The organism is Dactylosporangium siamense (genome assembly GCF_016862795.1).
Taxonomy (GTDB): Bacteria; Actinomycetota; Actinomycetes; order Mycobacteriales; family Micromonosporaceae; genus Dactylosporangium; species Dactylosporangium siamense.
In genome coordinates this window covers 102,159-124,901 of record NZ_BONQ01000017.1, presented here as the reverse complement: position 1 = coordinate 124,901, position 22,743 = coordinate 102,159, and the positions used below count along the sequence as shown (strand labels likewise).

General features: G+C 73.5%; 15 protein-coding genes. 11 read left to right on the top strand and 4 right to left on the bottom strand.

Features of this window, described 5'->3' with window-relative positions; translation table 11 throughout:
- Positions 1–26 precede the first annotated feature (26 nt).
- Positions 27–4,436: a helix-turn-helix transcriptional regulator gene (locus tag Dsi01nite_RS04385; RefSeq protein WP_203844692.1), complete on the bottom strand. Its 4,410-nt coding sequence runs from the start codon at positions 4,434–4,436 to the stop codon at positions 27–29.
- 105 nt (positions 4,437–4,541) lie between these two features.
- On the opposite strand from Dsi01nite_RS04385, the gene Dsi01nite_RS04380 reads away from it, so the two are divergent.
- Together Dsi01nite_RS04380 and Dsi01nite_RS04375 are read left to right on the top strand one after the other, a co-directional pair.
- A complete protein-coding gene (locus tag Dsi01nite_RS04380; RefSeq protein ID WP_203844691.1) occupies positions 4,542–5,057 on the top strand; it encodes a GNAT family N-acetyltransferase in 516 nt (171 codons plus the stop codon).
- Positions 5,058–5,098: 41 nt separating this feature from the next.
- The gene (locus Dsi01nite_RS04375) at positions 5,099–7,738 is read left to right on the top strand and encodes an RNA repair domain-containing protein (RefSeq protein ID WP_203844690.1); all 2,640 of its coding nucleotides are present in this window, start codon (positions 5,099–5,101) and stop codon (positions 7,736–7,738) included.
- Positions 7,739–7,807: 69 nt separating this feature from the next.
- Here Dsi01nite_RS04375 and Dsi01nite_RS04370 read toward each other — a convergent pair whose 3' ends face one another.
- On the bottom strand, positions 7,808–8,836 hold the full coding sequence (locus tag Dsi01nite_RS04370) for a nitronate monooxygenase (RefSeq protein ID WP_239135675.1): 1,029 nt from the start codon (positions 8,834–8,836) through the stop codon (positions 7,808–7,810).
- A gap of 95 nt (positions 8,837–8,931) precedes the next feature.
- On the opposite strand from Dsi01nite_RS04370, the gene Dsi01nite_RS04365 reads away from it, so the two are divergent.
- From Dsi01nite_RS04365 to Dsi01nite_RS04340, 6 genes are all read left to right on the top strand, one after another.
- Positions 8,932–9,927: a LacI family DNA-binding transcriptional regulator gene (locus Dsi01nite_RS04365; RefSeq protein ID WP_203844689.1), complete on the top strand. Its 996-nt coding sequence runs from the start codon at positions 8,932–8,934 to the stop codon at positions 9,925–9,927.
- 212 nt (positions 9,928–10,139) lie between these two features.
- On the top strand, positions 10,140–11,489 hold the full coding sequence (locus Dsi01nite_RS04360; RefSeq protein ID WP_203844688.1) for an ABC transporter substrate-binding protein: 1,350 nt from the start codon (positions 10,140–10,142) through the stop codon (positions 11,487–11,489).
- Between the two features lie 2 nt (positions 11,490–11,491).
- Positions 11,492–12,421 carry a carbohydrate ABC transporter permease gene (locus tag Dsi01nite_RS04355; protein ID WP_203844687.1) on the top strand — a complete coding sequence of 310 codons (930 nt, stop codon included), beginning with the start codon at positions 11,492–11,494 and terminating at the stop codon, positions 12,419–12,421.
- Positions 12,418–13,293: a carbohydrate ABC transporter permease gene (locus tag Dsi01nite_RS04350; protein WP_203844686.1), complete on the top strand. Its 876-nt coding sequence runs from the start codon at positions 12,418–12,420 to the stop codon at positions 13,291–13,293. Before Dsi01nite_RS04355 ends, Dsi01nite_RS04350 begins: the two co-directional genes overlap by 4 nt.
- A 37-nt stretch (positions 13,294–13,330) precedes the next feature.
- The gene (locus Dsi01nite_RS04345; RefSeq protein ID WP_203844685.1) at positions 13,331–16,237 is read left to right on the top strand and encodes a CBM35 domain-containing protein; all 2,907 of its coding nucleotides are present in this window, start codon (positions 13,331–13,333) and stop codon (positions 16,235–16,237) included.
- A 30-nt stretch (positions 16,238–16,267) separates the two neighbouring features.
- The gene (locus Dsi01nite_RS04340; protein ID WP_239135674.1) at positions 16,268–17,851 is read left to right on the top strand and encodes a glycoside hydrolase family 13 protein; all 1,584 of its coding nucleotides are present in this window, start codon (positions 16,268–16,270) and stop codon (positions 17,849–17,851) included.
- A gap of 39 nt (positions 17,852–17,890) precedes the next feature.
- Here Dsi01nite_RS04340 and Dsi01nite_RS04335 read toward each other — a convergent pair whose 3' ends face one another.
- On the bottom strand, positions 17,891–18,448 hold the full coding sequence (locus Dsi01nite_RS04335) for a ComEA family DNA-binding protein (RefSeq protein WP_203844684.1): 558 nt from the start codon (positions 18,446–18,448) through the stop codon (positions 17,891–17,893).
- Between the two features lie 203 nt (positions 18,449–18,651).
- Here Dsi01nite_RS04335 and Dsi01nite_RS04330 point away from each other — a divergent pair, with 203 nt between their 5' ends.
- From Dsi01nite_RS04330 to Dsi01nite_RS04320, 3 genes are all read left to right on the top strand, one after another.
- The gene (locus Dsi01nite_RS04330; RefSeq protein ID WP_203844683.1) at positions 18,652–19,986 is read left to right on the top strand and encodes an FAD-dependent oxidoreductase; all 1,335 of its coding nucleotides are present in this window, start codon (positions 18,652–18,654) and stop codon (positions 19,984–19,986) included.
- A gap of 59 nt (positions 19,987–20,045) precedes the next feature.
- Positions 20,046–20,711, top strand: coding sequence for a hypothetical protein (locus Dsi01nite_RS04325; protein ID WP_203844682.1), 666 nt, complete (start codon positions 20,046–20,048; stop codon positions 20,709–20,711).
- Between the two features lie 129 nt (positions 20,712–20,840).
- Entirely contained in the window at positions 20,841–22,133 is a 1,293-nt protein-coding gene (locus Dsi01nite_RS04320) for an FAD-dependent oxidoreductase (RefSeq protein WP_203844681.1), read from the top strand.
- Between the two features lie 25 nt (positions 22,134–22,158).
- On the opposite strand, the gene Dsi01nite_RS04315 is transcribed toward Dsi01nite_RS04320, so the two are convergent.
- A complete protein-coding gene (locus tag Dsi01nite_RS04315) occupies positions 22,159–22,743 on the bottom strand; it encodes a hypothetical protein (protein ID WP_203844680.1) in 585 nt (194 codons plus the stop codon).

The window sequence follows — 22,743 nt, the reverse complement described above, 5'->3', positions numbered from 1 at the left end:
ACCCCGAAACCGTAACAGCGGGGGCCTTACGCCGGTGGCGGGGTGACGCCGTGCAGCAGCGCGATCAGCTCGCGGCGGGACCGGATGCCGAGCTTGCGGTACACGTTGCCGAGGTGGTAGTCGACGGTGCGCACCGACAGCACGATCCGGTCGGCGATCTCCCGGCTGGTGCGGCCCTCCGCGGCGGCGTACGCGATGCGCCACTCGTGCGGGGTGAGGTGTTCAACGGCCGAGCCGGCCGGCCCGGTGCGGGTGCTCGACGGGGTGAGCTCGGCCCGGGCCAGTTCGGCGAACGCGTCGGCGCCGGCGGCGGTGAACAGGTCGAGGGCCTCGGTCAGGTGTTCGCGGGCCGGGCCGCGGCGGCGGTTCCGGCGCAGCCACTGGCCGTAGGCGAGGTGGGTGCGGCCGAGCTCGACCGGCAGGGGCACGGCGGCGGTACTCGCGGCCACGGCCGACTCGCGTGTACTCGCCGCCACGGCCGACTCGCGTGTACTCGCCGCCACGGCCGACTCGCGTGTACTCGCCGCCACGGCCGACTCGGGTGTGAACGCGGCCACGGCCGACTCGGGTGTGAACGCGGCCACGGCCGACTCGTACGCGGCGGCGGTGTCCGCGAGCAGCGCCCGCACCCGGGCCGAGGTGGCGGCGAGCCCGGCCAGGCCGGTCGCGGCGACGGCGGCGGCGAGCCGGTCCGCGACCGCGTGCGCGGCCCGGGTCTGCCCGCTCTTCACCAGGGCCTCCGCGAGGTCCGCGGCGACCGGCACGAACGCGGGTTCGACGACCCCGCCGGCGCGCAGCAGGTCGTCGGCGCGGCCGAGCTCGGCGACCGCGTCGTCGTGACGGCCGGCGGTGAGGGCGGCGACGCCGAGCGCGGACCGGGCGTAGACCTCCACACCGAGGTGCCCGGGCGCGAGGCCGAGCGCGGCGGCGGCGTGCTCGGCGCAGCTGTCGTGCCGGCCGAGGACCGCCTCGACCTGGGCGAGGGCGGTGTACGCCTCGGCGGTGTTCACCGCCAGTCCCATCGTCTCGGCCAGTTCGAGGCCTTCGAGGGCGTCGGCGTAGGCGGCGGCGACCCGCCCGGTCCGCAGCCGCAGCCGGGCCCGCAGCGGCAGCGTGTACGCGAGCAGCGACACGTCGTCGAGCCGGCGGGCCCCGTCGACGTCGTGGTCGAAGAGCCGCCCCGCGGTGTCGTGCTCCTCGATCCAGTGCATGACGTCGCCGAGTTCGGCGGCGGCCCCGTCGGCGTCGCGCCCGGTGGCCACGTCGCCGAGGCAGACGGCGACGCTGCGCCGGGCCAGCAGCGCACCCTCGGGCCGGGCCGCGAGGACCGCGGCGTGCGCGAGGCGGATCGCGATCTTCGGCAGGTCCGGATGGGGTACGACGTCGCCGGCGAGTTCGACCGCGCGGGTGCAGATGCGCAGCATCCCTTCGACGTCGAGCCGGCGCATCGGGCCGTTCACGGCGAGGCTGAGGCTGCGGGCCGCCTGGAGCGGCTCCTCCTCGCCGCAGCGGTCGACCTCGGCGACGATCGCGGCGAGCGCCTCGTCGGGGTCGTCGCGCAGCATGGCGATGTAGCCGCGCTGCGCGAGGGCCCGCAGCCGGCCGCGGGCGCCGGTGACCAGGCGCAGCGCGTCGTCGAGCAGCGCGTCGGCGTGCTCGACCGCGCCGGCGCTGGTCCAGGTGTGCGCGGCCCGGGCCAGCCGCTCGCCGCGCGGCTCGGGCGCGACGGTGAACGCGGCGGCCCGTTCGAGGGCGGTGGCCTCGGCGACGAGCCCGCCGCGGCGGCGGGCCCGGCCGGCGGTCTGGTCGAGGGCGTCGGCGACCGCGTCGTCGGGGCCGACCAGCGACAGCGACAGGTGCCAGGCGCGCCGGTCGGCGTCGTCGGCGGTCACGCACGCGCCGGCGAGCGCGGCGTGGGCGGCGCGGCGCTGGGCGGGCAGCGCCCGGTGGTAGACGGCGGAGCGGACCAGCGGATGCCGGAACCGGACCGTCCCGCCGTCCTCCAGCAGCAGGCCGGCGCGGATCGCCGGGTCCAGCGCCGACGGCGACAGCCACAGCGCGGTGAGGGCCCGGGCGAGCAGCGCCGGGGTGCCCGTCCCGGCCGCCGCGCACACCAGCAGCGCCGCCTGCTCGTCGCCGGCGAGGGCGGCGACCCGGTCGGTGAACGCGCGCTCGATGCGGTCCGTCGTCGGCAGCGGCTCGGCCAGGGGCTGTATCGAAGTGGGGGTCGGAGCGAGGCGAGGCTCAGCGCCTGGGCTGGGCCGGTCCGGCGCAGCGCGCCGGGCCGGCCTGGGCGAGTGGTCGGGCCGCGCCGGGCGCGCCTGGACACCGGGGTTGTATCCAGGCGTGACCGGCGTGGGTCCAGGCGGCGTCTGAGTCCGCCGCAGCCCGGCCAACCACTGCGATACAGCCCCTGTCTGGCTGCGCCCGGCCCGCTGCTCGTCGATGAGCGCGCCGGCGAGCTCCCGCAGCGCGAGGGGGTTGCCCTCGGTCGCGGCGAGGAGCCGTTCGGCGACGGTGGTGGAGTCGATCCCGCACCGGCGCAGCAGCTTGGCGCCGGCGGCGCCGTCCAGGCCGCCGACGTCGACGGTGGCCGTGCCGGGGGCGGCGAACCCGGCGCCGGAGCGGGTCGCGAACACGACGAGGACGGGCTCCGCGAGCAGCCGGCGGGTGGCGAACAGCAGCGCCTCCGCCGACGCCCGGTCCAGCCAGTGCGCGTCGTCGACGAGGCACAGCAGCGGGCGGTCGTCGGCGGCCGCGGCGAGCAGCGACAGCGTGGCCGCGCCGACCGCGAACCGTTCCACGGGCGCCGCCGCGAGGTCGTCGCTGAGGCCGAACGCGCCGCGCAGCGCGGCCGCCTGCGCGGCGGGCAGCTGCTCCAGCAGCGGCAGCAGCGGCCGGGTGAGCGCGGCGAGGGCGGCGAACGGCAGGTCGGCCTCGAACTCGACGCCGGCGGCGCGGACCACCCGGAACCCGTGCGCGGCGGTGGCAAGGTCGTCCAGGAGGGTGGTCTTGCCGATGCCGGGCGGGCCGCTGACGACGACGCCGCGGCTGTGCCCCTCGCGGGCGTCCGCGGCGAGGTGCAGCAGCCGGGCGCGTTCGGCGTCGCGGCCGACGAGCTCCTCCACCCCGGCGGCGACGTCGAGGTCGGCGGCCTCCACCGCCGCGGTGTCCAGCTCCCGGCGGGCCGCGTCGGCGTCGCCGGGCCGGTCCCGGCGCCGCAGCGCCTCGGCGAGCCGGCGCCGTGAGTGCAGGGCGGCGGGCCGGTGCCCGAGCGTCTGGTTGTCGCGGACCGCGGCGCGGAAATGCGCGACGGCGGCGTCGAGGTCGCCGGTGGTGAGCGCGGCGACGCCGAGGGCGTGTTCGACGGCGCCGAAGCAGGCGATGCCGAGGCTCGCCGTCATCGGCAGCCGCGCGTGCGGGGCGAGCAGCGCGGCCGCCTCCGCGGCGAGGCCGGCGTCGCCGAGCAGGTGCGCGGCCTCCACCACGCCGTAGAGGGTGACCAGCCAGCTGCTGCCGGTGGGCAGGTGGGCGAGGCCGGCGCCGCGGATGCGGGCCAGGACGGCGGCGGCGCGGGCCCGGTCACCGGCGGCGGCCGCGGCGACGGCGAGCCCGGCCAGGGGCGAACGGTCCACGACGCTGAGCGTCGCGGCGTGCGCGAGGTCGTCGAACATCGGCAGCAGCTCGGTGATCCGGCCCTGGAACCAGCGGATCGCCATGAGCTGCCCGCCGTGCCAGCCGTCGGTGTCCTCGTCGCCGGCCTGCCGGCCACGGTCGGCGCACCCGGCGGCGAGCCACTCCGCGTGGTCGAGCCGGCCGGCGCGGATGCTGAGCATGACCCGCATCGCGGCGGCGACGTAACCGACGGCGAGGTGGTCACGGTCGGCGAGGGCGTCGGTGAGCGCGGCGAGGCGCCGTTCGGCGAGCAGGTCACCGGCGAGGAACAGGTCCGCGGTGTGCCACAGCATGCCCATCAGCAGGTCACCGCGGCGGCCGGTGCCGGCGGCGACGCCGAGCAGCTCCCGGCCCAGCCGGTGCCGCAGGCCGGCCTGGGCGGGGCCGAGGAGGCAGTGGTGGGCGAGGCTGAGCGCCTCGGCGAGCGCGACCGGGTCACCGCCGGCCCGGGCCTCCTCCACGACGGCGAGGACGGCGTCGGGGCTGCCGTCCCGGTATCCGGCCTCCGCCGCGAGCCGGGCCCGCAGCCGGGTGCGCAGCGGCCCGGGCGGGGCCGCGGCGAGGGCCTGGGTCAGCCGGCGCTCCAGCAGGGCGCCCGCGGCCGCGTCGCGGTGCTCGTGCACCCACAGCCCGGCCAGGCCGAGCGCGGCCAGCGGGTCGCCGGGCGACTCCTGCCAGGCCCGCTCGAACAGGGCCCGGGCGGTGCGCAGGTCACCGTCGTCGTGCAGGGTTGCGACGGCCCGCGCCAGCACCGAGTCCACGGCGGATGGTAACTCGGCCAGGCGGCTTTCCGACACCTGGTTACCGGCGCCCGCCGGTAGTTCTACGGATCCAGGTGCCGGGCCGCGGCGGCGATGCTCGACGGCATGAACGACGTGTGCGCACCGACGTATGGGCAGGTCACGGGGAAACGGTTACGGGTGCGGCCCCTCGCCCGCGGCGAGGACGACATCCTGCAGGACGTGTTCGACGGCATGTCGGTGTGGTCTCGCTACCAGCGCTATCACACCGCCATGCCCCGGCTGACCCCGGCGAACCGGGCCGCACTGTCCGCTGTGGACGGCCGGCGCCGGGTCGCGCTCGTCGCCGAACGGATCGGCCCGACCGGCTGGGTCGCCGAGGGGCTCGGCCACCTCGTCGCGACCGGGACCGGGCGGGCCGAGCTCGCGGTCGAGGTGATCGACGCGGCGCAGGGCCGCGGCGTCGGCAAGACCCTGCTGCGGCACCTGACGACGGTCGCGGAGGCCCTCGGCTACGACGTCGTCGAGGCGGCCGTGCTCACCTCCAACACGACGATGCTGGGGCTGCTGCACCGGCTGTTCCCGGACGCGCGGACCACCGTGGAGGGCGAGACGGTCGCCGTCGAGGTCCGGATCGGATAACGGCTGGAACGCCCGGACCTCGACGGCCTACCATCCGGGGCATGGTCAAGGGACTGCGGCCCGTGCAGGACGTCGTGTCCCGGATCCGGTTCGACGCGACGCTCGACGCCGCCCGGTTCGTCGTCGGCTACGAGGAGCGGGGCGCCGGGATCCGCGAGTCGCCGCTGCCGCTGTTCGTCGCCGGCGGGGACGTGCCGTGGCACCGGGTCCGCTACGTGAAGGCCGGCGATCTCACCGTCTGGGACCGGCAGGCGAGGGTGGATCTGGTCTTCGGCACCGGCGACACCGCCGCCGTCGACCTGTCCACGGTGCCACCGCCCCTTGTCCCGGTGCCATCACCTGCTCCGCGGCCCGCCGCGCAGCGGCCGGCCGCGTTCGACCCGTCGGCCTGCCTGCGGTTCGACCGGGCGGCCGGCGCGTGGGTGCCCGCCGGCCCGCCCACCGCCGTGCGGGCCGACGCGGTGCAGGTGGCGACGTTCAACGTGCTGTCCGACGCGTACGACCGCGACCAGACCTATCCGGACCTGCGGGTCCCCGCCTGCGTCGAGGTCCTCGCCGGACTCGGCGCCGACGTCGTCGCGCTGCACGAGGCGACGCCCGCACTGTGGGACGCGCTGCTGGACGCCGCCTGGGTCCGCGACGGGTATCACGTGTCCGCGGGCCCGGACCCGGCGGCGGGCTACGGCACCGTCCTGCTCACCCGCTGGCCGATGACCCTGGAGGTGCACCGGCTCAGCACCTACAAGCGGACCGTCCTGGGGATCGTCGAGCTCAACGGGCGCCGGGTCGGGTTCGCCGCCGCGCACCTCACCAGCGACCACACCGCCGGCGCCGAACAACGCCGCGAGCACCAGCTGCGGGTCATCGACGAGCGGCTCGGCCGCGGCGACCTCGACGCCGCTGTCGTCCTGGCCGACCTCAACTTCGGTGACGACACCCGCCCCGACGTCGACGGCTACACCGACCCGTGGCGGCTGCTGCACCCGCACGACGCCGGGTTCACGTTCGACCCGGCGGTCAACCCCCTCGCCGCCCTCGCGTCGGTGACCGGGCGCCCCCGCCGGCTGGACCGGATCCTGATCCGGTCCCGCACCCCCGGCGGGCTCGTTCCGCTCGCCGTGGAACGCTTCGCCGTGGAACCGTTCGACGGCGACCGGTTCGTGTCCGACCACTGCGGCGTCACCGCGCTGCTGCAGGACTCCGCACCGTCCACTGTGGTCGCCGCGGCTTCCGTGCACACGTCGGCCCTGGTGCTGCGGCCGCCGCCGGCGGTGTGGGCGCCGCTGCAGGCGATCCGCGCGGCGCACGACCCGTCGTTCCGGCGCTGGATGCCGCACGTGAACCTGGTGTACGGCTTCGTCCCCGAAGCCGACTTCCCGGCCGCCGCGGCGGCGGTCCGTGAGGCCGTCTCCGGGCTCGGGCCGCTGCGGATCCGGCTCGAGACGTTCCGCACGTTCGAGCACCGCGGCAGCACCACCGTCTGGCTGGAGCCCACCCCCGGCGAGCCGCTGCGCGCACTGCAGGCGGCCCTGGCCCCACGGTTCCCCGGCTGCGCGGAGCAGGACAGCCGCGGCGGGTTCACCCCGCACCTGACGGTCGCCAAGCTCCCCGGTCACGCCGCCGCCGCGGCGGTCCGGCAATGGCAGGCCGACTGGGTGCCCATCGAGTTCACCGTGTCCACCGTGGACCTCATCAGCCGCCGGGACGGCGAGCCCTTCGCCGTGCGGGACAGCGTGCACCTCGGCGACGTCCCGCCGCACCCGGTGGTGGCGCCGCTGCCCGCCTGGAGCCGGCTGCCCTCGCTGGCGCACGACGCCGCGCTGCACGCCGTCGCGGACGCCTGCGCCGCCGTCGACCCGGCCTCCCGGCTGCACGTGGCCGGATCCGTGCGGCTCGGCGTCGCGGGGCCGGCCACCGACCTGGACCTGGTGTGGGCGACGACCTCGCCCGAGGCCCTCGAAGGGCTCGCCGGGTTCCTCGACGGGGCCCGGCTCGCCGGGACCGTCGTGCCGGTCGTGCGCGCCACCGTCGGCGGGGTCGGCGTCGACGTGCAGCGGGTCCGCGCCGACCCCGCGGACCCGGCCCTGGACCTCGGCGCCCTCGACGACGCCGACCTGCGGGCGGTGCTCGCCGTCCGCGACGCCGACGCGCTGCCCGCCGCCGACCCCGCGTTCCGGGCACTGCTCGGCGAGGTCCGCGCGTGGTCCCGGGCCCGGCAGCTCGACGGCGCCGCGTGGGGCCTCGTCGGCGGGTTCAGCTGGGCGGTGCTCGCCGCCGAGGCCCGCGCGCACCACGTCACCGACCTGGCCGGGTTCCTGCGGCACTGCGCCGGGCATCCCCGCCGCCCCCGCCGCGGCGAACGGCACGCCTACTGGCCCGTCTACTCCCCCACCCCGCCGGGCGTCAACACGACCCGCTCGATGACCCGGTCAACCGTGGCGGTGCTGCAGGAGGCCCTCGCCGGTGCCGGCGGCTCCCAGTCGCACGAGCACCGGGTCCTGCTCACCGGCGACGTGGAGGGCCGCGTCCTGGGCCTGATCCTCGCGCTGGAGGACGCGGGTGCGCGGGTCCGGCCGTACCCGCGGGCCTCGGCGCTCGGCCTCGACGGCGGCGACCCGTCCGCCCTGCGCGCCGCGATCACCGCCGCTGAGCTGCCCGCACGCCTCGTCCACCCCGCATAGCTTCCCCGTGATCCGGTGGACCTTGCGTACCCCTGGGTGCACAAGGTCCACCGGATCACGGGGAAGTCGTCAGAGCGCCGCGGTGAGGGTCGTCATGACGGCGGCGGCCCGGCCGGTCGCGGCGTGGCGGTGACCGGTGCCCGCCCACAGGTGGACGCGGTCGGCGTCCCCCGCCGTGGCGGCGGCCCGGCGCAACGGCGCGGTCAGGTGATGGACCTGCGGGTAACCGAGCGGCGCGGTCGCGTCGTGCCGGTCGATGAACCCGTTGCGCAACGCCCGCGCCGGCCGCCCCGTGAACACCCGCGTCACCACCGTGTCATGCCCGGCGGCAGAGACAGCGGCGGCAGAGACCGCGGCGGCGGTGAGGGCGGCGCGGTGGGTGGCGGAGGTGCCGGCCTCGTCGGTGCGCAACAATGCCGTGCCCACCATCGTGGCGGCGGCCCCCGCGTGCAGGGCGGCGGCCACGTCCGCGGACGTGGCGAGGCCGCCGGCGGCGACGACCGGCAGCGGCACCGCGGCCCGGACCGCCGCGACCAGGCCGGGCAGCGGCAGCGGCACCGGCGCCGGAAGGTCCTCAGGGGTCAGGGTCGCGGAGTGGCCGCCGGCGACGGACGCCTGCACGACGAGCGCGTCGACCCCGGCCGCGGCCGCGGCGACGGCCTCCTCCGCGGTGGTGACCGTCTGCAGGACGAGGGTGCCGGCCCGGCGCAGCGCGGCGACCGTCGCGGCGGGTGGGAGGCCGAAGGTGAAGCTGACCGCCGGGACCGGGTCGGCGAGCAGCAGGTCGAGCTTCGCCGCCCAGTGGTCGTCGTCGGGCGCCGACGGGAGCGCCGGGGTCAGGTCGTACACGGCGAACTCCGCGCGAAGCTCCTCCAGGTAGCGCCGCAGCGCACCGGCCGCGACCGGGGTGGGCGACGGGGCGAAGACGTTGACCCCGAACCACGTGCCCCCCGCGCGGGCCTCGGCGATCCGTGCGGCGAGGGCGTCCGGCGCCAGGTAGCCGCCGGCGAGGAAGCCGCCGCCGCACGCGGCGAGGAGCGCGGGGGTGCCGGCGCCGCCGGCCATGGGTGCGGCGAGGACCGGGCCGGGAAAGGTCACAACCCAATGTAACAACTTTCGCGACTACCCTGAGTTGTGCAAGTCGTTGCACAACCGGATGGCGTTTTTGCACGAACCTTGGTTAGACTGCCGGCGTGGTCACGAGACTGTCGAAGGTCGCCAAGTACGCCGGTGTGAGCGAGGCGACGGTCAGCCGGGTGCTGCACGACCGGCCCGGCATCGCCGCCGCGACCAGGGATTCCGTGCTCACCGCGCTGGACGTGATGGGCTACCAGCGGCCGTTCCGGCACCGCAGCGAGATGGCCCGGCTGGTCGGGATGGTGCTGCCCGACTTGCACAACCCGATCTTCCCCGCCTACGCGGAGGCGATGGCGGGCGCGCTGTTTCGGCAGGGTCTGGTGCCGGTGCTGTGCACCCGAACCTCCGACGGCGTCTCCGAGGCGCACTACATCGAGATGCTCCTGGCCAGGCAGGTCGCCGGGATCGTGTTCGTCGCGGCCAGCTACGCCGACGCCGGCCCCGAGCAGGCCGCCGCGCTGCAGCGGCGCAAGCTGCCGGTCATCCTGATCAACCCGGCGGACGAGAACCGGGACGTGCCACGGGTCGGCGTCGACGACGCGATGGCCGTCGACCTGGCGCTCAGCCACCTGCAGAGCCTCGGCCACCAGCACATCGGCGTGGTCGTCGGGCCCGCCGGGCACGTGCCGTCCGACCGCAAGGTGGCCGAGTTCCTGGCCCGCGTGAAGGGCCCGGCGCGCAAGCTCGTCGCGCGCACGCTGTTCTCGATGGAGGGCGGCCAGGCGGCGACGAACCGGCTGCTCGCGCAGGGTGCGACGGCGGTCGTGTGCGCCAGCGACGCCCTGGCCCTCGGCGCCATCCGGGCGGCCCGCAAGCAGGGCCTGGACGTGCCCGGCGACCTGTCGGTGATCGGCTTCGACGACTCGACCTACATGGCCTACACCGACCCGCCGCTGACCACGCTGCGGCAGCCGATCGAGACCATCGGCGCGGCCGCGGTCGCGTCGCTCGTCGCCCAGATCGACGGGCGCAAGGTCGCCCTCGATGAGCAGCTCTACGACCCGGAGCTCATCGTCCGGGACTCCACGGGACCGGTGAAACACCGCCCCTGAGCTGCTGAAACAACTACATTTGCAAGGCTACGCAAGCGAAGTAGCGACTTCTTGCATTGGATTGCAAGAAGCTATGGACTTTCTGATGTCGATGGTCCTACTCTCGTCTCCACGCGCCGCTGACAGCGGTGCGGCCCTCACACGTCGTGAGCAAGAAGCCACACCCCTCGGGCACGCCACCCGAACTTTTGGCTCGTGGAGAGAGAGGCACCATGAAGCGCACCCTGCGCGGCGCCCTGGGCGTCACGCTGGCGGCCAGCCTGCTGCTGGCCGCATGTGGAGATAATTCCGAAAAATCGGATGCGGCCGACGGGCCGGTCACGATCACCGTCAACGGCATGCCGGCCGCCACCGACGAGTACAACCGGGCCAACTTCGAGAAGGACATCAAGGACTTCGAGGCGAAGCACCCCAACATCAAGATCGACGCCAAAGAGGGTCAGATGGACCCGAAGACGTTCAGCGCGAAACTGGCCGGCGGCCAGCTCGAGGACGTCTTCTACGTGTACTTCACCGACCCGTCGAACCTCATCGCGAAGAAGCAGGTCTCCGACATCACGCCGTACCTCGGCGAGGTCCCGGCGATCAAGGACGTCCGCCCGGTGCTGATGCAGGTGTTCAGCGACAGCAAGGGCAAGGTGTACGGCCTGCCGTCGGCCAACTACTCCCTCGGCCTGATCTACAACCGCACCCTGTTCCAGCAGGCCGGCCTCGACCCCGACAAGCCGCCGACGACGTGGGCCGACGTCCGCGAGGCCGCGAAGAAGATCACCGCGCTCGGCAACGGCGTCACCGGCTACGGCGACTTCAGCAAGAACAACACCGGCGGCTGGCACTTCACCGCCGAGCTGTACTCGATCGGCGGCGAGGTCGCGGTCAAGGACGGCGAGACCTGGAAGGCCGGCTTCAACACCGCGCAGGGCAAGCAGGTCCTCCAGCAGCTCAAGGACATGCGCTTCACCGACAAGTCAATGGCTGAGAAGCAGGCCCTCGAATACGCCGACCTGCTGACCCAGATGGCCTCCGGCAAGCTCGGCATGATGGTCGGCGGCACCGGCGAGCTGCCCAACATCGTCAACCAGTACAAGGGCAAGTACGAGGACTACGGCCTCGGGGTCATCCCCGACGGCAAGGCCACCCTCGGCGGCGGCGACGGCTACATGTTCAAGGCCGGGCTGTCCCCCGCGAAGATCAAGGCCGGGCTGCAGTGGCTCGCGTTCCGCAAGCTCAACCCCGACCGGGTCGACGCCGACAAGGCGCTCGACAAGGAGAAGAACCAGCCGGTCGGCATCCCGGAGCCCAACATCTGGACCGGCGCGTCGGAGCAGAAGCTCATCGCCGCCAACACCAAGTACGCCAACGTGCCCGCCGCGAACTACAAGCCGTTCAACGCGGCCAGCTCCGGTGTCCCGCTGAAGGTCGAACCGCCGAACGCGCAGCAGCTGTACGCCGTGCTCGACACCGCGATGCTGAAGGTCCTCACCGACCCGAACGCCAACATCGACCAGCTGCTCAAGGATGCCGAGACCCAGGCCAACCAGATCCTGGCGACAGTCAAGTAACGATGGCGACCCTCACTCCGATCCGTCCCGCGCGGCCCGTCACCACGGCCGCCGCGCGGGGCAGGACCAAACGCCGGATCGCCGACAACGTGCACGCCTACCTGTTCCTGGCCGCGGGGCTGCTCTGCTTCGGCCTGTTCAGCTGGTGGCCCCTCGTCAAAGGCATCATGCTGGCGTTCCAGCAGGACAACTTCGTCACGGAGCCGGAGTGGGTCGGGTTCACCAACTTCCAGGCGGTCCTCGACGACCCGCTGTTCTGGACCGCCTGGAAGAACACCCTCGAGTTCACCGGCCTGGCCCTGGTCTTCGGCTACCTGGTGCCGTTCGGCGTCGCGATCGTCATCCACGAGCTGCGGCACCTGAAGGGGTTCTTCCGGTTCGCCGTGTACCTGCCGGTGATGCTGCCGCCGATCGTCACCGTCATCCTCTGGCAGTACTTCTACGACCCCGGCAACGGGCTGTTCAACGCGCTCCTGTCGGCGCTGCACCTGCCGGAGTCCGGGTGGACGCAGTCGCCGAAGATGGTGATGATCTCGCTGGTGCTGGTGAGCACGTGGGCCAACATGGGCGGCGCGACCATCATGTACCTGGCCGGGCTGGCCAGCATCCCCGGTGAGCTGTACGAGGCCGCCGAGCTGGACGGGGCGAGCGTGTGGCGCCGGATCCGGCACGTGACGCTGCCGCAGATGCGGTTCATCCTGCTCGTGCTGCTCCTGCTGCAGATCGTGGCGACGATGCAGGTGTTCATCGAGCCCTACCAGCTGACCGGCACCACGAACCCTGACTCGATCACGGTGATGGTGCTCATCTACCGCTACGCGTTCACCGTCAACAACGACTTCGGGATGGCCGCCGCGATGAGCGTGCTGCTGTTCGTCGTGCTGGGCGCGTTCTCCGCCGTGTACCTGCGACTGACCCGGAGGGCCTCATGAGCCAACGCTCGCTCATCTCCGACAGCGAGCTGCAGCGCCGCCCGGTGCTGTACCGGGTCGTGCTGTGGTCCCTCGCCCTGCTGTTCGTCGCATTGTTCGTGTTCCCGCTGTACTGGATGGTCACCGGCGCGGTGAAGACCCCGCTGGAGCTGGCGCAGCCGGTGCCGACGCTGGTCCCGCACAGCTGGCACCCCGAGACGTACGCCGACGCGTGGCGCAAGCTCGAGATCGGCCGGTACCTGTTCAACACCACCTTCTACGCGATCGGCGGCTGGCTGTTCCAGCTCACCGTCGACGTGGCCGCCGCGTATGCCCTGTCGAAGCTGCGGCCGCGGTTCGGCAACCTGGTCCTCGGCGGGATGCTCGCCAGCCTCATGCTGCCCGCCGCGGCGCTGCTGGTGCCGAGCTACCTGACCGTGGCCGACGTGCCGCTGCTGCACCTGAACCTGCTCAACACCCCGTGGGCGCTGTGGCTGCCGGGCGCCGCGAACGCCTTCAACATCTACGTCCTGAAACGGTTCTTCGACCAGATCCCGGACGAGCTGCTCGACTCGGCCGGCATCGACGGCGCCGGCCGGCTGCGGATGCTGTGGCACGTGGTGCTGCCGCTGTCCCGTCCCGTCCTCGCCGTGGTGTCGATCTTCGCGATCATCGGCGCCTGGAAGGACTTCCTGTGGCCGCTGCTCGTGCTGCAGGACCCCTCCACCCAGACGGTCAGCGTCGCGCTGAGCCGGCTGGCGTTCAACGGCTACGTGACCCCCAACGAGATGTTCGCCGGGCTCGCCATCGCCAGCATCCCGATGGTGGTCGTGTTCGCCGTCTTCCAACGCAGCATCTTGAGCGGCCTGTCCGCGGGCGCGCTCAAAGGCTGAACAACACCCATCTTCACCCCAGAAGGAGATCGGTTCGATGCTCCGACGATCCCGCCTGCTCGCGATCGGGGCCGCCACCCTGGTCGCGGCAACCTCCATCACCTTGGCAGCGACGCTGCGCGCCGAGGCCGCCACCACCACCTACCAGGCCGAGTCGGCCGCACTGAGCGGTGGCGCCGCCACGGCCACCGACCACAGTGGATACACCGGCTCCGGCTTCGTCGGCGGCTACGTCGACGGCAACAAGGGCAACGCCGCCACCACGTTCAGCGTCGGTGTCTCCGGCACGGCGTCCCGCACGCTGACGCTGCGCTACGCCAACGGCACGGGTTCCGCCAAGACCCTGTCGTTGTACGTCAACGGTTCCCGCGTCACCCAGGTCACCCTGAACGCGACCGCCAACTGGGACTCGTGGGGCACCCGGGTCGACACGGTGTCGCTGAACAACGGGACGAACAGCGTCGCGTACCGCTTCGACACCGCCGACTCCGGCAACGTCAACCTCGACAGTCTCGTCGTCGCGGACGTCCCGGCGCCGCCAGCCGGCACCTACGAGGCCGAGTCCGCGGCACTCAGCGGCGGCACGGTCGTCGCGACCGACCACAGTGGATTCACCGGGTCCGGTTTCGTGGGTGGCTACACCGACGGCAATCGGGGTAACGCGGCGACGACGTTCAGCGTCAGCCGCTCCGGTGCGGGCTCGTCGTCGCTGACCCTGCGCTACGCCAACGGCACGGGGTCGGCGATGACGTTGTCCTTGTACGTCAACGGTTCCCGGGTCACCCAGGTGTCGCTGCCGGCGACCGCGAACTGGGACTCGTGGGGCACCCGGGTCGACACCGTGTCGCTGAACAACGGGACGAACAGCGTCGCGTACCGCTTCGACACCGCCGACTCCGGCAACGTCAACCTCGACAACCTCGTCGCGGCGTCGGTGGCGACGTCGCCGACCCCGTCGACGTCCACCCCGCCGCCTTCAGGCGGGGCGGAGCTGGAGACCGCGTTCCTGTCCGGCGGCACCGTCACGGCCACCTCGATCGGCGGCTACACCGGCACCGGCTACGCGACCGGCTTCACGGCCGTCGGGGCCCGCGCGATCCGCACCGTCAACGTCGGCGCCGCCGGCAACGCGGCCACCACACTGCGGTACACCAACAGCACCGGCAGCTCGAAGACCCTGTCGACCTACGCCAACGGGGTCAAGGTCGGACAGCTGGCACTGCCCGCCGGCGGCGGCTGGCTCACCGTGGCGCAGACGCTGCCGCTGCGGGCCGGGCTCAACCTGATCGGCTACCAGTACGACAGCGGCGACAGTGGCAACGTCGCCCTCGACAACGTCGCGGTCGCCGGCGCCACGGCGCTCGCCGCGCGCGGCGCGACGGTGCCCTACACCGAGTACGAGGCGGAGAGCGGCAGCACCAACGGCGTCACCATCGGCCCCGACCGGGCCTACCTGAGCGTCGCCGCCGAGGCGTCCGGCCGCCGCGCGGTGCGTCTCGACAACGCCGGCAAGTACGTCCAGTTCACCCTGTCGAAGCCCACCAACTCCCTGGTCGTGCGGGCGTCCGTGCCCGACAACGCGGCCGGCACCGGCACCAGCGCCAACCTCGCCGTCTACGCCGGCGGCGCGAAGGTGAAGGACCTGCCGGTCAGCTCCACCTACAGCTGGGTGTACGGCGCCTACCCGTACAACAACAACCCCGCCGGTGGGGAGCCGCACCGGTTCTTCGACGAGTTCCGCACCACGCTGCCCAGCTACCCGGCCGGCACGGTGCTGAAGCTGCAGAACGACGGAGGCACCCCGATCACCGTCGACCTCGTCGACACCGAGGTCGTCGCGGCGGCGCTGACCGCACCCGCGAACTCGCTGTCCATCGTGGACTACGGTGCGGTCTCCGGCTCCGGCGACGACACCGGCGCGTTCAACTCGGCGGTCGCCGCGGCGAAGTCGCAGGGGCGCACGCTGTGGCTGCCGGCCGGCACCTGGGACATCACGTCCCGGATCAACGTCGACAACGTCACCGTCCGCGGCGCCGGCATGTGGCACACGACGGTCCGCGGCGCGAACGGCAAGGGCGGCTTCTTCGCCACCGGCCCGCGCGTGCAGCTGGCCGACTTCACGATCGCCGGCGACGTGCGGTACCGCGACGACGCCAACTTCGACGCGGCCCTCGAAGGCAACTTCGGCACCGGGTCGCTGCTGCACAACCTGTGGGTCGAGCACACCAAGGTCGGGCTGTGGGCGTCCAGCGGCACCGACGGCCTGTACGTCGCCGGGGTCCGCATCCGGGACACGTTCGCCGACGGCGTCAACCTCAACGGCGACCTGCGCAACACCCGCGTCGACCAGAGCGTCCTGCGCAACACCGGCGACGACGCCCTCGCCATGTGGTCGAACTCGGCGCCGGTGACGAACACCGCGTTCACGTTCAACACCGCGCAGCTGCCGATGCTCGCCAACACGGCGGCCATCTACGGCGGCAACGGTAACCGGATCGAGGACAACCTGTTCTCCGACACGGTGTACGCGTCCGCCGGCATCGCGATCAGCACCTGGCACGGCGCGCAGCCGTTCGCCGGCACCACGAGCGTGCAGCGCAACACGCTGACCCGCACCGGCGGCTACGAACGCAACTGGGGCTCGTCCATCGGCGGCCTGTGGTTCTACGCCGAGGCCCGCGACATCACCGGCACCTTCATCGTGCGGGACGTCGACGTCCTCGACAGCTCGTACCAGGGCTTGCTGATGACGTGGCAGCGCACGATCTCCGGCGTCACGTTCGACCACGTGCGGATCGCGGGTGCCGGCACCTACGGCATCGAGATCTCGGCGGCGGGCTCGTCCACCTTCAACTCCGTCACCGTCTCCGGCGCCGCGTCCGGCGGCCTGCTCAACAACACCGGATACACGCTCGTGCGTGGCCCGGGCAACAGCGGCTTCTAAGAATCTCCTAGCAGAAAGCGGGGACCTCCAGTGTCCACAGCAGATACCCGATGGTGGCGCGACGCGGCCATCTACCAGATCTACCCCCGGTCCTTCGCCGACCACAACGGCGACGGCGTGGGTGACCTGGCCGGGGTCCGGGCCCGCCTCGGGTATCTGCGGGACCTGGGGGTCGACGCGATCTGGTTCAGCCCGTGGTTCCCGTCGCCGATGGCGGACGCCGGCTACGACGTCGCCGACTACCGCGACATCGACCCGTCGTTCGGCACCCTCGACGAGGCCACGGCGCTGATCGCCGAGGCGCACGCCCTCGACATCCGGATCATCATCGACATCGTGCCGAACCACACGTCGGTCGCGCACGCCTGGTTCCAGCGGGCCCTCGTCGATCATTCGTACCGGGACCGGTTCTGGTTCCGGGACGGCAGGGGGGACCTTCCCCCGAACGACTGGGGGTCCATCTTCGGCGGCCCGGCCTGGACGCGGGTCGCCGACGGGCAGTGGTACCTGCACATGTTCGACGCCGGCCAGCCCGACTTCAACTGGGACAACCCGGTCGTCCGGGAGGAGTTCGAGGACGTCCTGCGGTTCTGGTTCGACCGGGGCGTCGACGGCATCCGCATCGACTCCGCCGCGATGGTCGTCAAGGACCCGGCGCTGCCCGACTTCGACCCGGCGTCGCCGCCGGACCCGCACCCGTGGAACGACCGCGACGAGATCCACGACGTCTACCGGGGCTGGCGCCGGGTCGCCGACAGCTACCCCGGCGAACGCGCCCTCATCGGCGAGGTCTGGCTCGCCGACCAGCAACGCTTCGCCCTGTACCTGCGCCCCGACGAGCTGCACGCCGCGTTCAACTTCGACTTCCTCGGCTGCCCCTGGGACGCCAAGGCGCTGCGCCGTTGCGTCGACGAGACCCTCGACGCGCACGCCGCGGTCGGCGCGCCCGCCACCTGGGTGCTGTCCAACCACGACGTGACCCGGCACGTCACCCGCTACGGCCGGGCCGAGACCGGCTTCGAACACGACCTGCGCCAGACCCGGCACCTCACCCCGACCGACCTGGCCCTCGGCACCCGCCGGGCCCGCGCCGCCGCGCTGCTCACCATGGCGCTGCCCGGCTCGGTCTACGTGTATCAGGGCGAGGAGCTCGGCCTGCCCGAGGTCGAGGACCTGCCACCGGCGGCGCGGCAGGACCCGTTCTTCGCCCGCACCGGCGGCGCCGACCCGGGCCGCGACGGCTGCCGGGTGCCGCTGCCCTGGTCCGGGACGGCACCGCCCTACGGCTTCGGCGGCGACGGCTGGCTCCCCCAGCCGGCCGACTGGGCACAGTGGACGGTCGAGGCGGAGTCCGCCGACCCGTCCTCGATGCTCAACCTGTATCGCCGGGCCCTCGCCCTGCGCCACGCCGAACCCGGCCTCGGCGACGGCCCGATGGCGTGGCTCGACGCGCCCGCGGACGTCCTCGCCTTCACCCGCGACGGCGGCTTCGCGTGCGTCGTCAACCTGTCCCCGGTCCCGGCGCCGCTGCCGGTGGGTGAGGTGCTCCTCGCGAGCGGCCCCCTGGACGACGGCCGGTTGCCCCCTGACACGTCCGTGTGGCTGCGGGTCTGACCCCGGCCCGACGGGTGCCGTGTCTCGCCGCGGCACCCGTCAGACGGTCAGCCAGTACTGCAACCGCCGGAGCTCGTCCTGGCTCAGCCCGGCGGCCTCGGCGAACTCCTTGACGCTGCCGAAGCGCTGCCGGGCATCACGTTCGGCGAGCACCCGCCGCACCCGCGCCGCGTCGAACCCGGGCAGTGTCGCCAGGTCCCGCGGGCCGGCGGTGTTGACGTAGAGCGCCATCGACCGGCCGATGACCGCCTCGGCCGGCGCACTGTTCTGATACCGCTCCTGCTCGGCGCGCCACCGCAGCCAGTCGGAGTTGATCGCCACGCAGTGTGCGATCCCGACCGCCCACACCGCGAAGTAGAGGCGGAACACCGCGCCGGCGCCATCGCCGGACTGGCTGCCGATGGCGCCGATCACGCAGAGGGCGACGACGTAGCCGGTGCCGGGCAGCCACCAGGTCCAGCGGCGGGCGCGGATCCCGATGACGATGAGTCCGGCACCGCTGAAGGTGCCGAGCGTCAGCAGCGGGATGAGCAGCCAGGCGCTGTTCCGCACGCGCCAGGACCGGGTTGTGGTCGGGTCGGCGACTGTCGAGGACATCGGAACACGGTAATGACCCCGCCCGGGGTCCGGATCTCCCCTGTTCGGACGGTTTCCGGCGATCCAGATACAGCTCGGTCGGCGAGCTGACAGTCTCGTTGGAGACGGCACGGAAATCGCCCGGTGGCTACGGTTTGCGCACAGCAAGCCACCCTAAACGGAGGATTCCCTTGTCACCCGAGGAAAAATCCGGCCATGCCGTCGTGCTCGGTGCCAGTATGGCCGGGCTGCTCGCCGCGCGTGTCCTGAGCGAGTCATTTGCGAACGTCACCATCTTCGACCGCGACACCCTGCCCGCCGGCGCCGCCAACCGCAAGGGCGTGCCGCAGGGCGAGCACTCCCACGGGCTGCTCGCCCGGGGGCGGCAGGTGCTCGAGGAGCTCTTCCCCGGCCTGGTCGCGGAGCTGACCGCGCAGGGCGGGATCCCCGTCGACATCATGCGCGACTGCGTCTGGATCCAGGGCGACGCACCGATGCCGCGGGTCGCGTCCGGGCTGGCCGGCCTGTGCGTGAGCCGGCCGGCCATCGAGGCCGGGGTCCGCCGGCGGGTCCTCGCCCTGCCCAACGTCGTCGTGCTCGACGGGCACGAGGCGACCGGCCTGTTGTTCGACGGCGTCCGGGTCACCGGCGCGCAGGTGCTGCCGGCCGGCGGCACGGTGCACGACGTCGCGGCGGACCTCGTCGTCGACGCGACCGGGCGCGGCAACCGGGGCCCGACGTGGCTCGCCGCGATCGGGTTCGAACGGCCCGCCGAGGAACGCGTCGACCCGCTGACCGTCTACGTGTCCCGCGACTACCGGCGGGTGCCGGGCCGGGAGGACTTCGCCGCGATCATCACCTCGCCGAACCCTGCCCGCCCGTTCGGTGCGGTCGCCATCGCCGCCGAGGGCGACCGCTGGATGGTGACCCTCCTCGGCGTCGGGTCGGGCCAGGCCCCGCCGAGCGACCCGGACGCCTACGCCGGCTTCACCGCGAACCTGCCCGACCCGCGGCTGCACGAGCTGCTGAGCACCGCCGAGCCGCTGGGCCCGCCGATGCGGATGCGGCTGCCGGCGAGCGTGCGGCGCCGGTACGAGCGGATGACCCGGCTGCCGGACGGTCTGGTCTCGATCGGCGACGCGATCTGCAGCTTCAACCCCGCCTACGGCCAGGGCATGACGGTCGCGGCGGCGGAGGCGATGGAGCTGCGTGACGCGCTGCGGGCCGGCCGCGCCGGGCTCCCCCGCCGGTTCTACGCGAAGGCGGCGAAGGTCGTCGACGTGCCGTGGGACATCGCGGTCGGCGCGGACCTGGCCAACCCGGAGATCCAGGGCGAGCGGACCGGCAAGACCCGCTTCCTCAACGCGTACGTGGCGAAGATCCAGGTCGCGTCGTCACGCAGCGCGGCGGTCGGGCGTCGCTTCCTGGAGGTGGCGAACCTGATGAAGGCGCCGCCGAGCCTGTTCGCCCCGTCCGTGGTCGCCAGGGTGCTGTGGCACTCCCGGACCCCGTCCTCCCCGGCACCCGCGGTGCGCACTCCGGACCGCGTGCCGGTCTAACTCCGCGATCCGGATCCGCGCACCTCACGGCTCCCGTGGCGATCTGCGAGGATCACCGCGTGGAGGAGACCTGGTTCGACGGCGACCCAGCCGAGGCGCTCGCCGCGCTCGGTGCCGAGGTGCATCTGGGCGCGGTGGGCGTCGCCGACGCCAGGGCATGGCTGGACCAGGACCGGACCCGGCGCAGCCGCCCTGTGCCGGGACGTGAGGTGCTGCGGGTCGCGGCGACCGCCGCCGGTGCCCGGACCCGCGTGTTCCGGGCAGCCGAGCCGGGGATGCCCGACGGCGCATATCTGTGCGGGACCGTCCTCACCCCGGAGCGGCTCGCGGCGATCACCGCCTGGCTGGATGCCGCGTGGGCGGCAACCGCCGCCGTCCACGTCGTGGAGGAGCGCGGCGTCCGGTTCCGGCCGGGCAATGCTCCGAGGCCTGTGCCCCCGCCGGTCGTGACCCTCCTCGGCGTCGTCACCGACCCGGCGGCACTCGCCGCCCTGCGCCGCGAGTCCAGCACCGGCGTCTTCGGCGGTGACGTGTGCCGCTGCGGCCCCGACCTGAAGCTGCAGCTGCGCGCCGCGGGCGGGGACGTGCTCGGCGTCGGCGACGTGCACAGGCACGGCTGCGTGGTGTGGGAACAGCATCGGTTCCACAGCCCGGTGACGCCCGTCGGTGGCCTGCCGGCCGACGGGGTCCTCGCGTCCTACCTGCGTCAGGTCACGCGGGACTGACCAGGCGGCCGCGCAGGTCCGTCCCGTTGCCGATGGCGGCCGGCGGCGGGCTCGGTTACGGTTCGCACACGCCCAACCACGCCCCGGAGGATCCGTTTGCCGCCCAAGGACCGATCCGGTCATGCCGTCGTGCTCGGCGCCAGTGTGGCCGGGCTGCTCGCCGCGCGTGTCCTGAGCGAATCGTTCGCGACCGTCACCGTGTTCGACCGGGACACCCTGCCCGCCGGTGCGGCCAACCGCAAAGGGGTGCCGCAGGACGAATACGCCCACGGGTTCCTCGCCCGCGGGCGGCAGGTCCTGGAGGGGCTCTTCCCAGGCATCGTCGCCGAGCTCACCGCCGAGGGCGCGATCCCCATCGACATCATGCGCGACTGCGTCTGGGTCACCGGCGACCGGGCGATGCCCCGGGTCGCGTCGGGGCTCGCCGGGCTGTGCGTGAGCCGGCCGCTGATCGAGGCCGGGGTCCGCCGCCGGGTCATGGCGCTGCCGGGCGTCACCGTGCTCGACGGGCACGAGGCGACCGGGCTGCTGTTCGACGGGACCCGGGTCACCGGCGCGAAGGTGCTGCCGGTCGGCGGTGCCACCGGTCGCGACGTCGCCGCGGACCTCGTCGTCGACGCGACCGGACGCGGCAACCGCGGGCCGACCTGGCTCGCCGAGCTCGGGTTCGAGCGGCCCGCCGAGGAACGCGTCGACCCGCGCACCGTGTACGTGTCCCGCGACTACCGCCGGGTCCCGGGCGCGCAGGACTTCACCGCCATCCTCAACGCCGCCAACGCCGGCCGGCCGTTCGGCGCGGTCGCGATCGGGGTCGACGGCGACCGGTGGATGACGACGCTGATCGGGATCGGCACGGGGCAGGAGCCGACGGCCGGCGCGATGCTCGAGTTCGCCGCGAAGCTGCCCGACCCGAGGTTCCACCAGCTGATCAGCACCGCGGAACCGCTCGGGCCGCCGGCGAGGGTGCGGCTCCCTCCGAGTGTGCGCCGGCGGTACGAACGGATCCGGCGGCTCCCGGACGGGCTTGTCGCGATCGGCGACGCCATCTGCGCCTTCAACCCCTCATACGGTCAGGGCATGACGGTCGCCGCGGTGGAGGCGCTCCAGCTCCGCGACGCACTGCGGTCCGGCGGCCGCGCCGGGCTGCCGCGACGCTTCTACACCCGCGCGGCGAAGGTCGTCGACGTGCCGTGGGACATCGCCGTCGGCGCCGACCTCGCGCATCCCGAGGTCGAGGGCGTGCGGACCGGCAAGACGCGCCTCCTCAACGCGTACGTCGCGAAGATCCAGACCGCGTCGGGCTTCGACGCCGCGGTCGCCGGAGCGTTTCTGCGGGTGGCGAACATGACGCAGGCACCGCCGGCGCTGTTCACCCCGGGCGTCGTCGCCCGCACCCTGTGGTTCGGCCGCCAACGCAGGTGATCCCGTGTGGTTTCGGCAGCTCCGGCTACCACGACCACACGGGGTCATGAGCAAGGCGGCGGGCCACCACGACGTGGACGGCGAACAGTAGGTACCCGACCAGCAGCGGCAGCGTCACCGGGATCAGCGCGCCGATCACGGCGGCGATGGATGACACCCCGGCCACCATCGCCGCCGTGAGCGGTTGCCGCCACACGGTGCCCGCCGCCCAGCGCAGTGCACCTGGCCACGAGTGGTGCCGGGCCAGGTGCACGACGCCGAACGCGCAGGCGGCGAGCAGTGCGGCGGCGACGGCACCGGTGCCGAGGAGCACGGGCAACCCGCCCGGGACCCGGCCCGAGGCGACGGCGCCGAGATTGAACATCAGGAGCCACCCGAGGGCGAGCACGGCGGCCGTGGCGAGCGCGCCGGGCAGCAGCGAGCGCCGGAACACCCGCCACAGCGCCGACGGTCGCACCGCGGAGCCGTCGATGATGTCGCGCACGGCGACCGAGCCGGCGTGCACGGCCGCGCCGGCGGTGAGGACCGGCAGGCTGCACACGGTGACGGCGATGCCGACGAGGGCGAGGTCGGCCGCCACCGTGACCGTTTCCCGGAAGTCGCGACGCAT

Excerpts from the sequence above, each read along its gene's own strand:
- Dsi01nite_RS04360 (WP_203844688.1), top strand. The coding sequence starts at position 10,140 with ATGAAGCGCACCCTGCGCGGCGCCCTGGGCGTCACGCTGGCGGCCAGC.
- Dsi01nite_RS04375 (WP_203844690.1), top strand. The coding sequence starts at position 5,099 with ATGGTCAAGGGACTGCGGCCCGTGCAGGACGTCGTGTCCCGGATCCGG.
- Dsi01nite_RS04345 (WP_203844685.1), top strand. The coding sequence starts at position 13,331 with ATGCTCCGACGATCCCGCCTGCTCGCGATCGGGGCCGCCACCCTGGTC.
- Dsi01nite_RS04315 (WP_203844680.1), bottom strand. The coding sequence starts at position 22,743 with ATGCGTCGCGACTTCCGGGAAACGGTCACGGTGGCGGCCGACCTCGCC.
- Dsi01nite_RS04335 (WP_203844684.1), bottom strand. The coding sequence starts at position 18,448 with ATGTCCTCGACAGTCGCCGACCCGACCACAACCCGGTCCTGGCGCGTG.
- Dsi01nite_RS04380 (WP_203844691.1), top strand. The coding sequence starts at position 4,542 with ATGAACGACGTGTGCGCACCGACGTATGGGCAGGTCACGGGGAAACGG.
- Dsi01nite_RS04355 (WP_203844687.1), top strand. The coding sequence starts at position 11,492 with ATGGCGACCCTCACTCCGATCCGTCCCGCGCGGCCCGTCACCACGGCC.
- Dsi01nite_RS04350 (WP_203844686.1), top strand. The coding sequence starts at position 12,418 with ATGAGCCAACGCTCGCTCATCTCCGACAGCGAGCTGCAGCGCCGCCCG.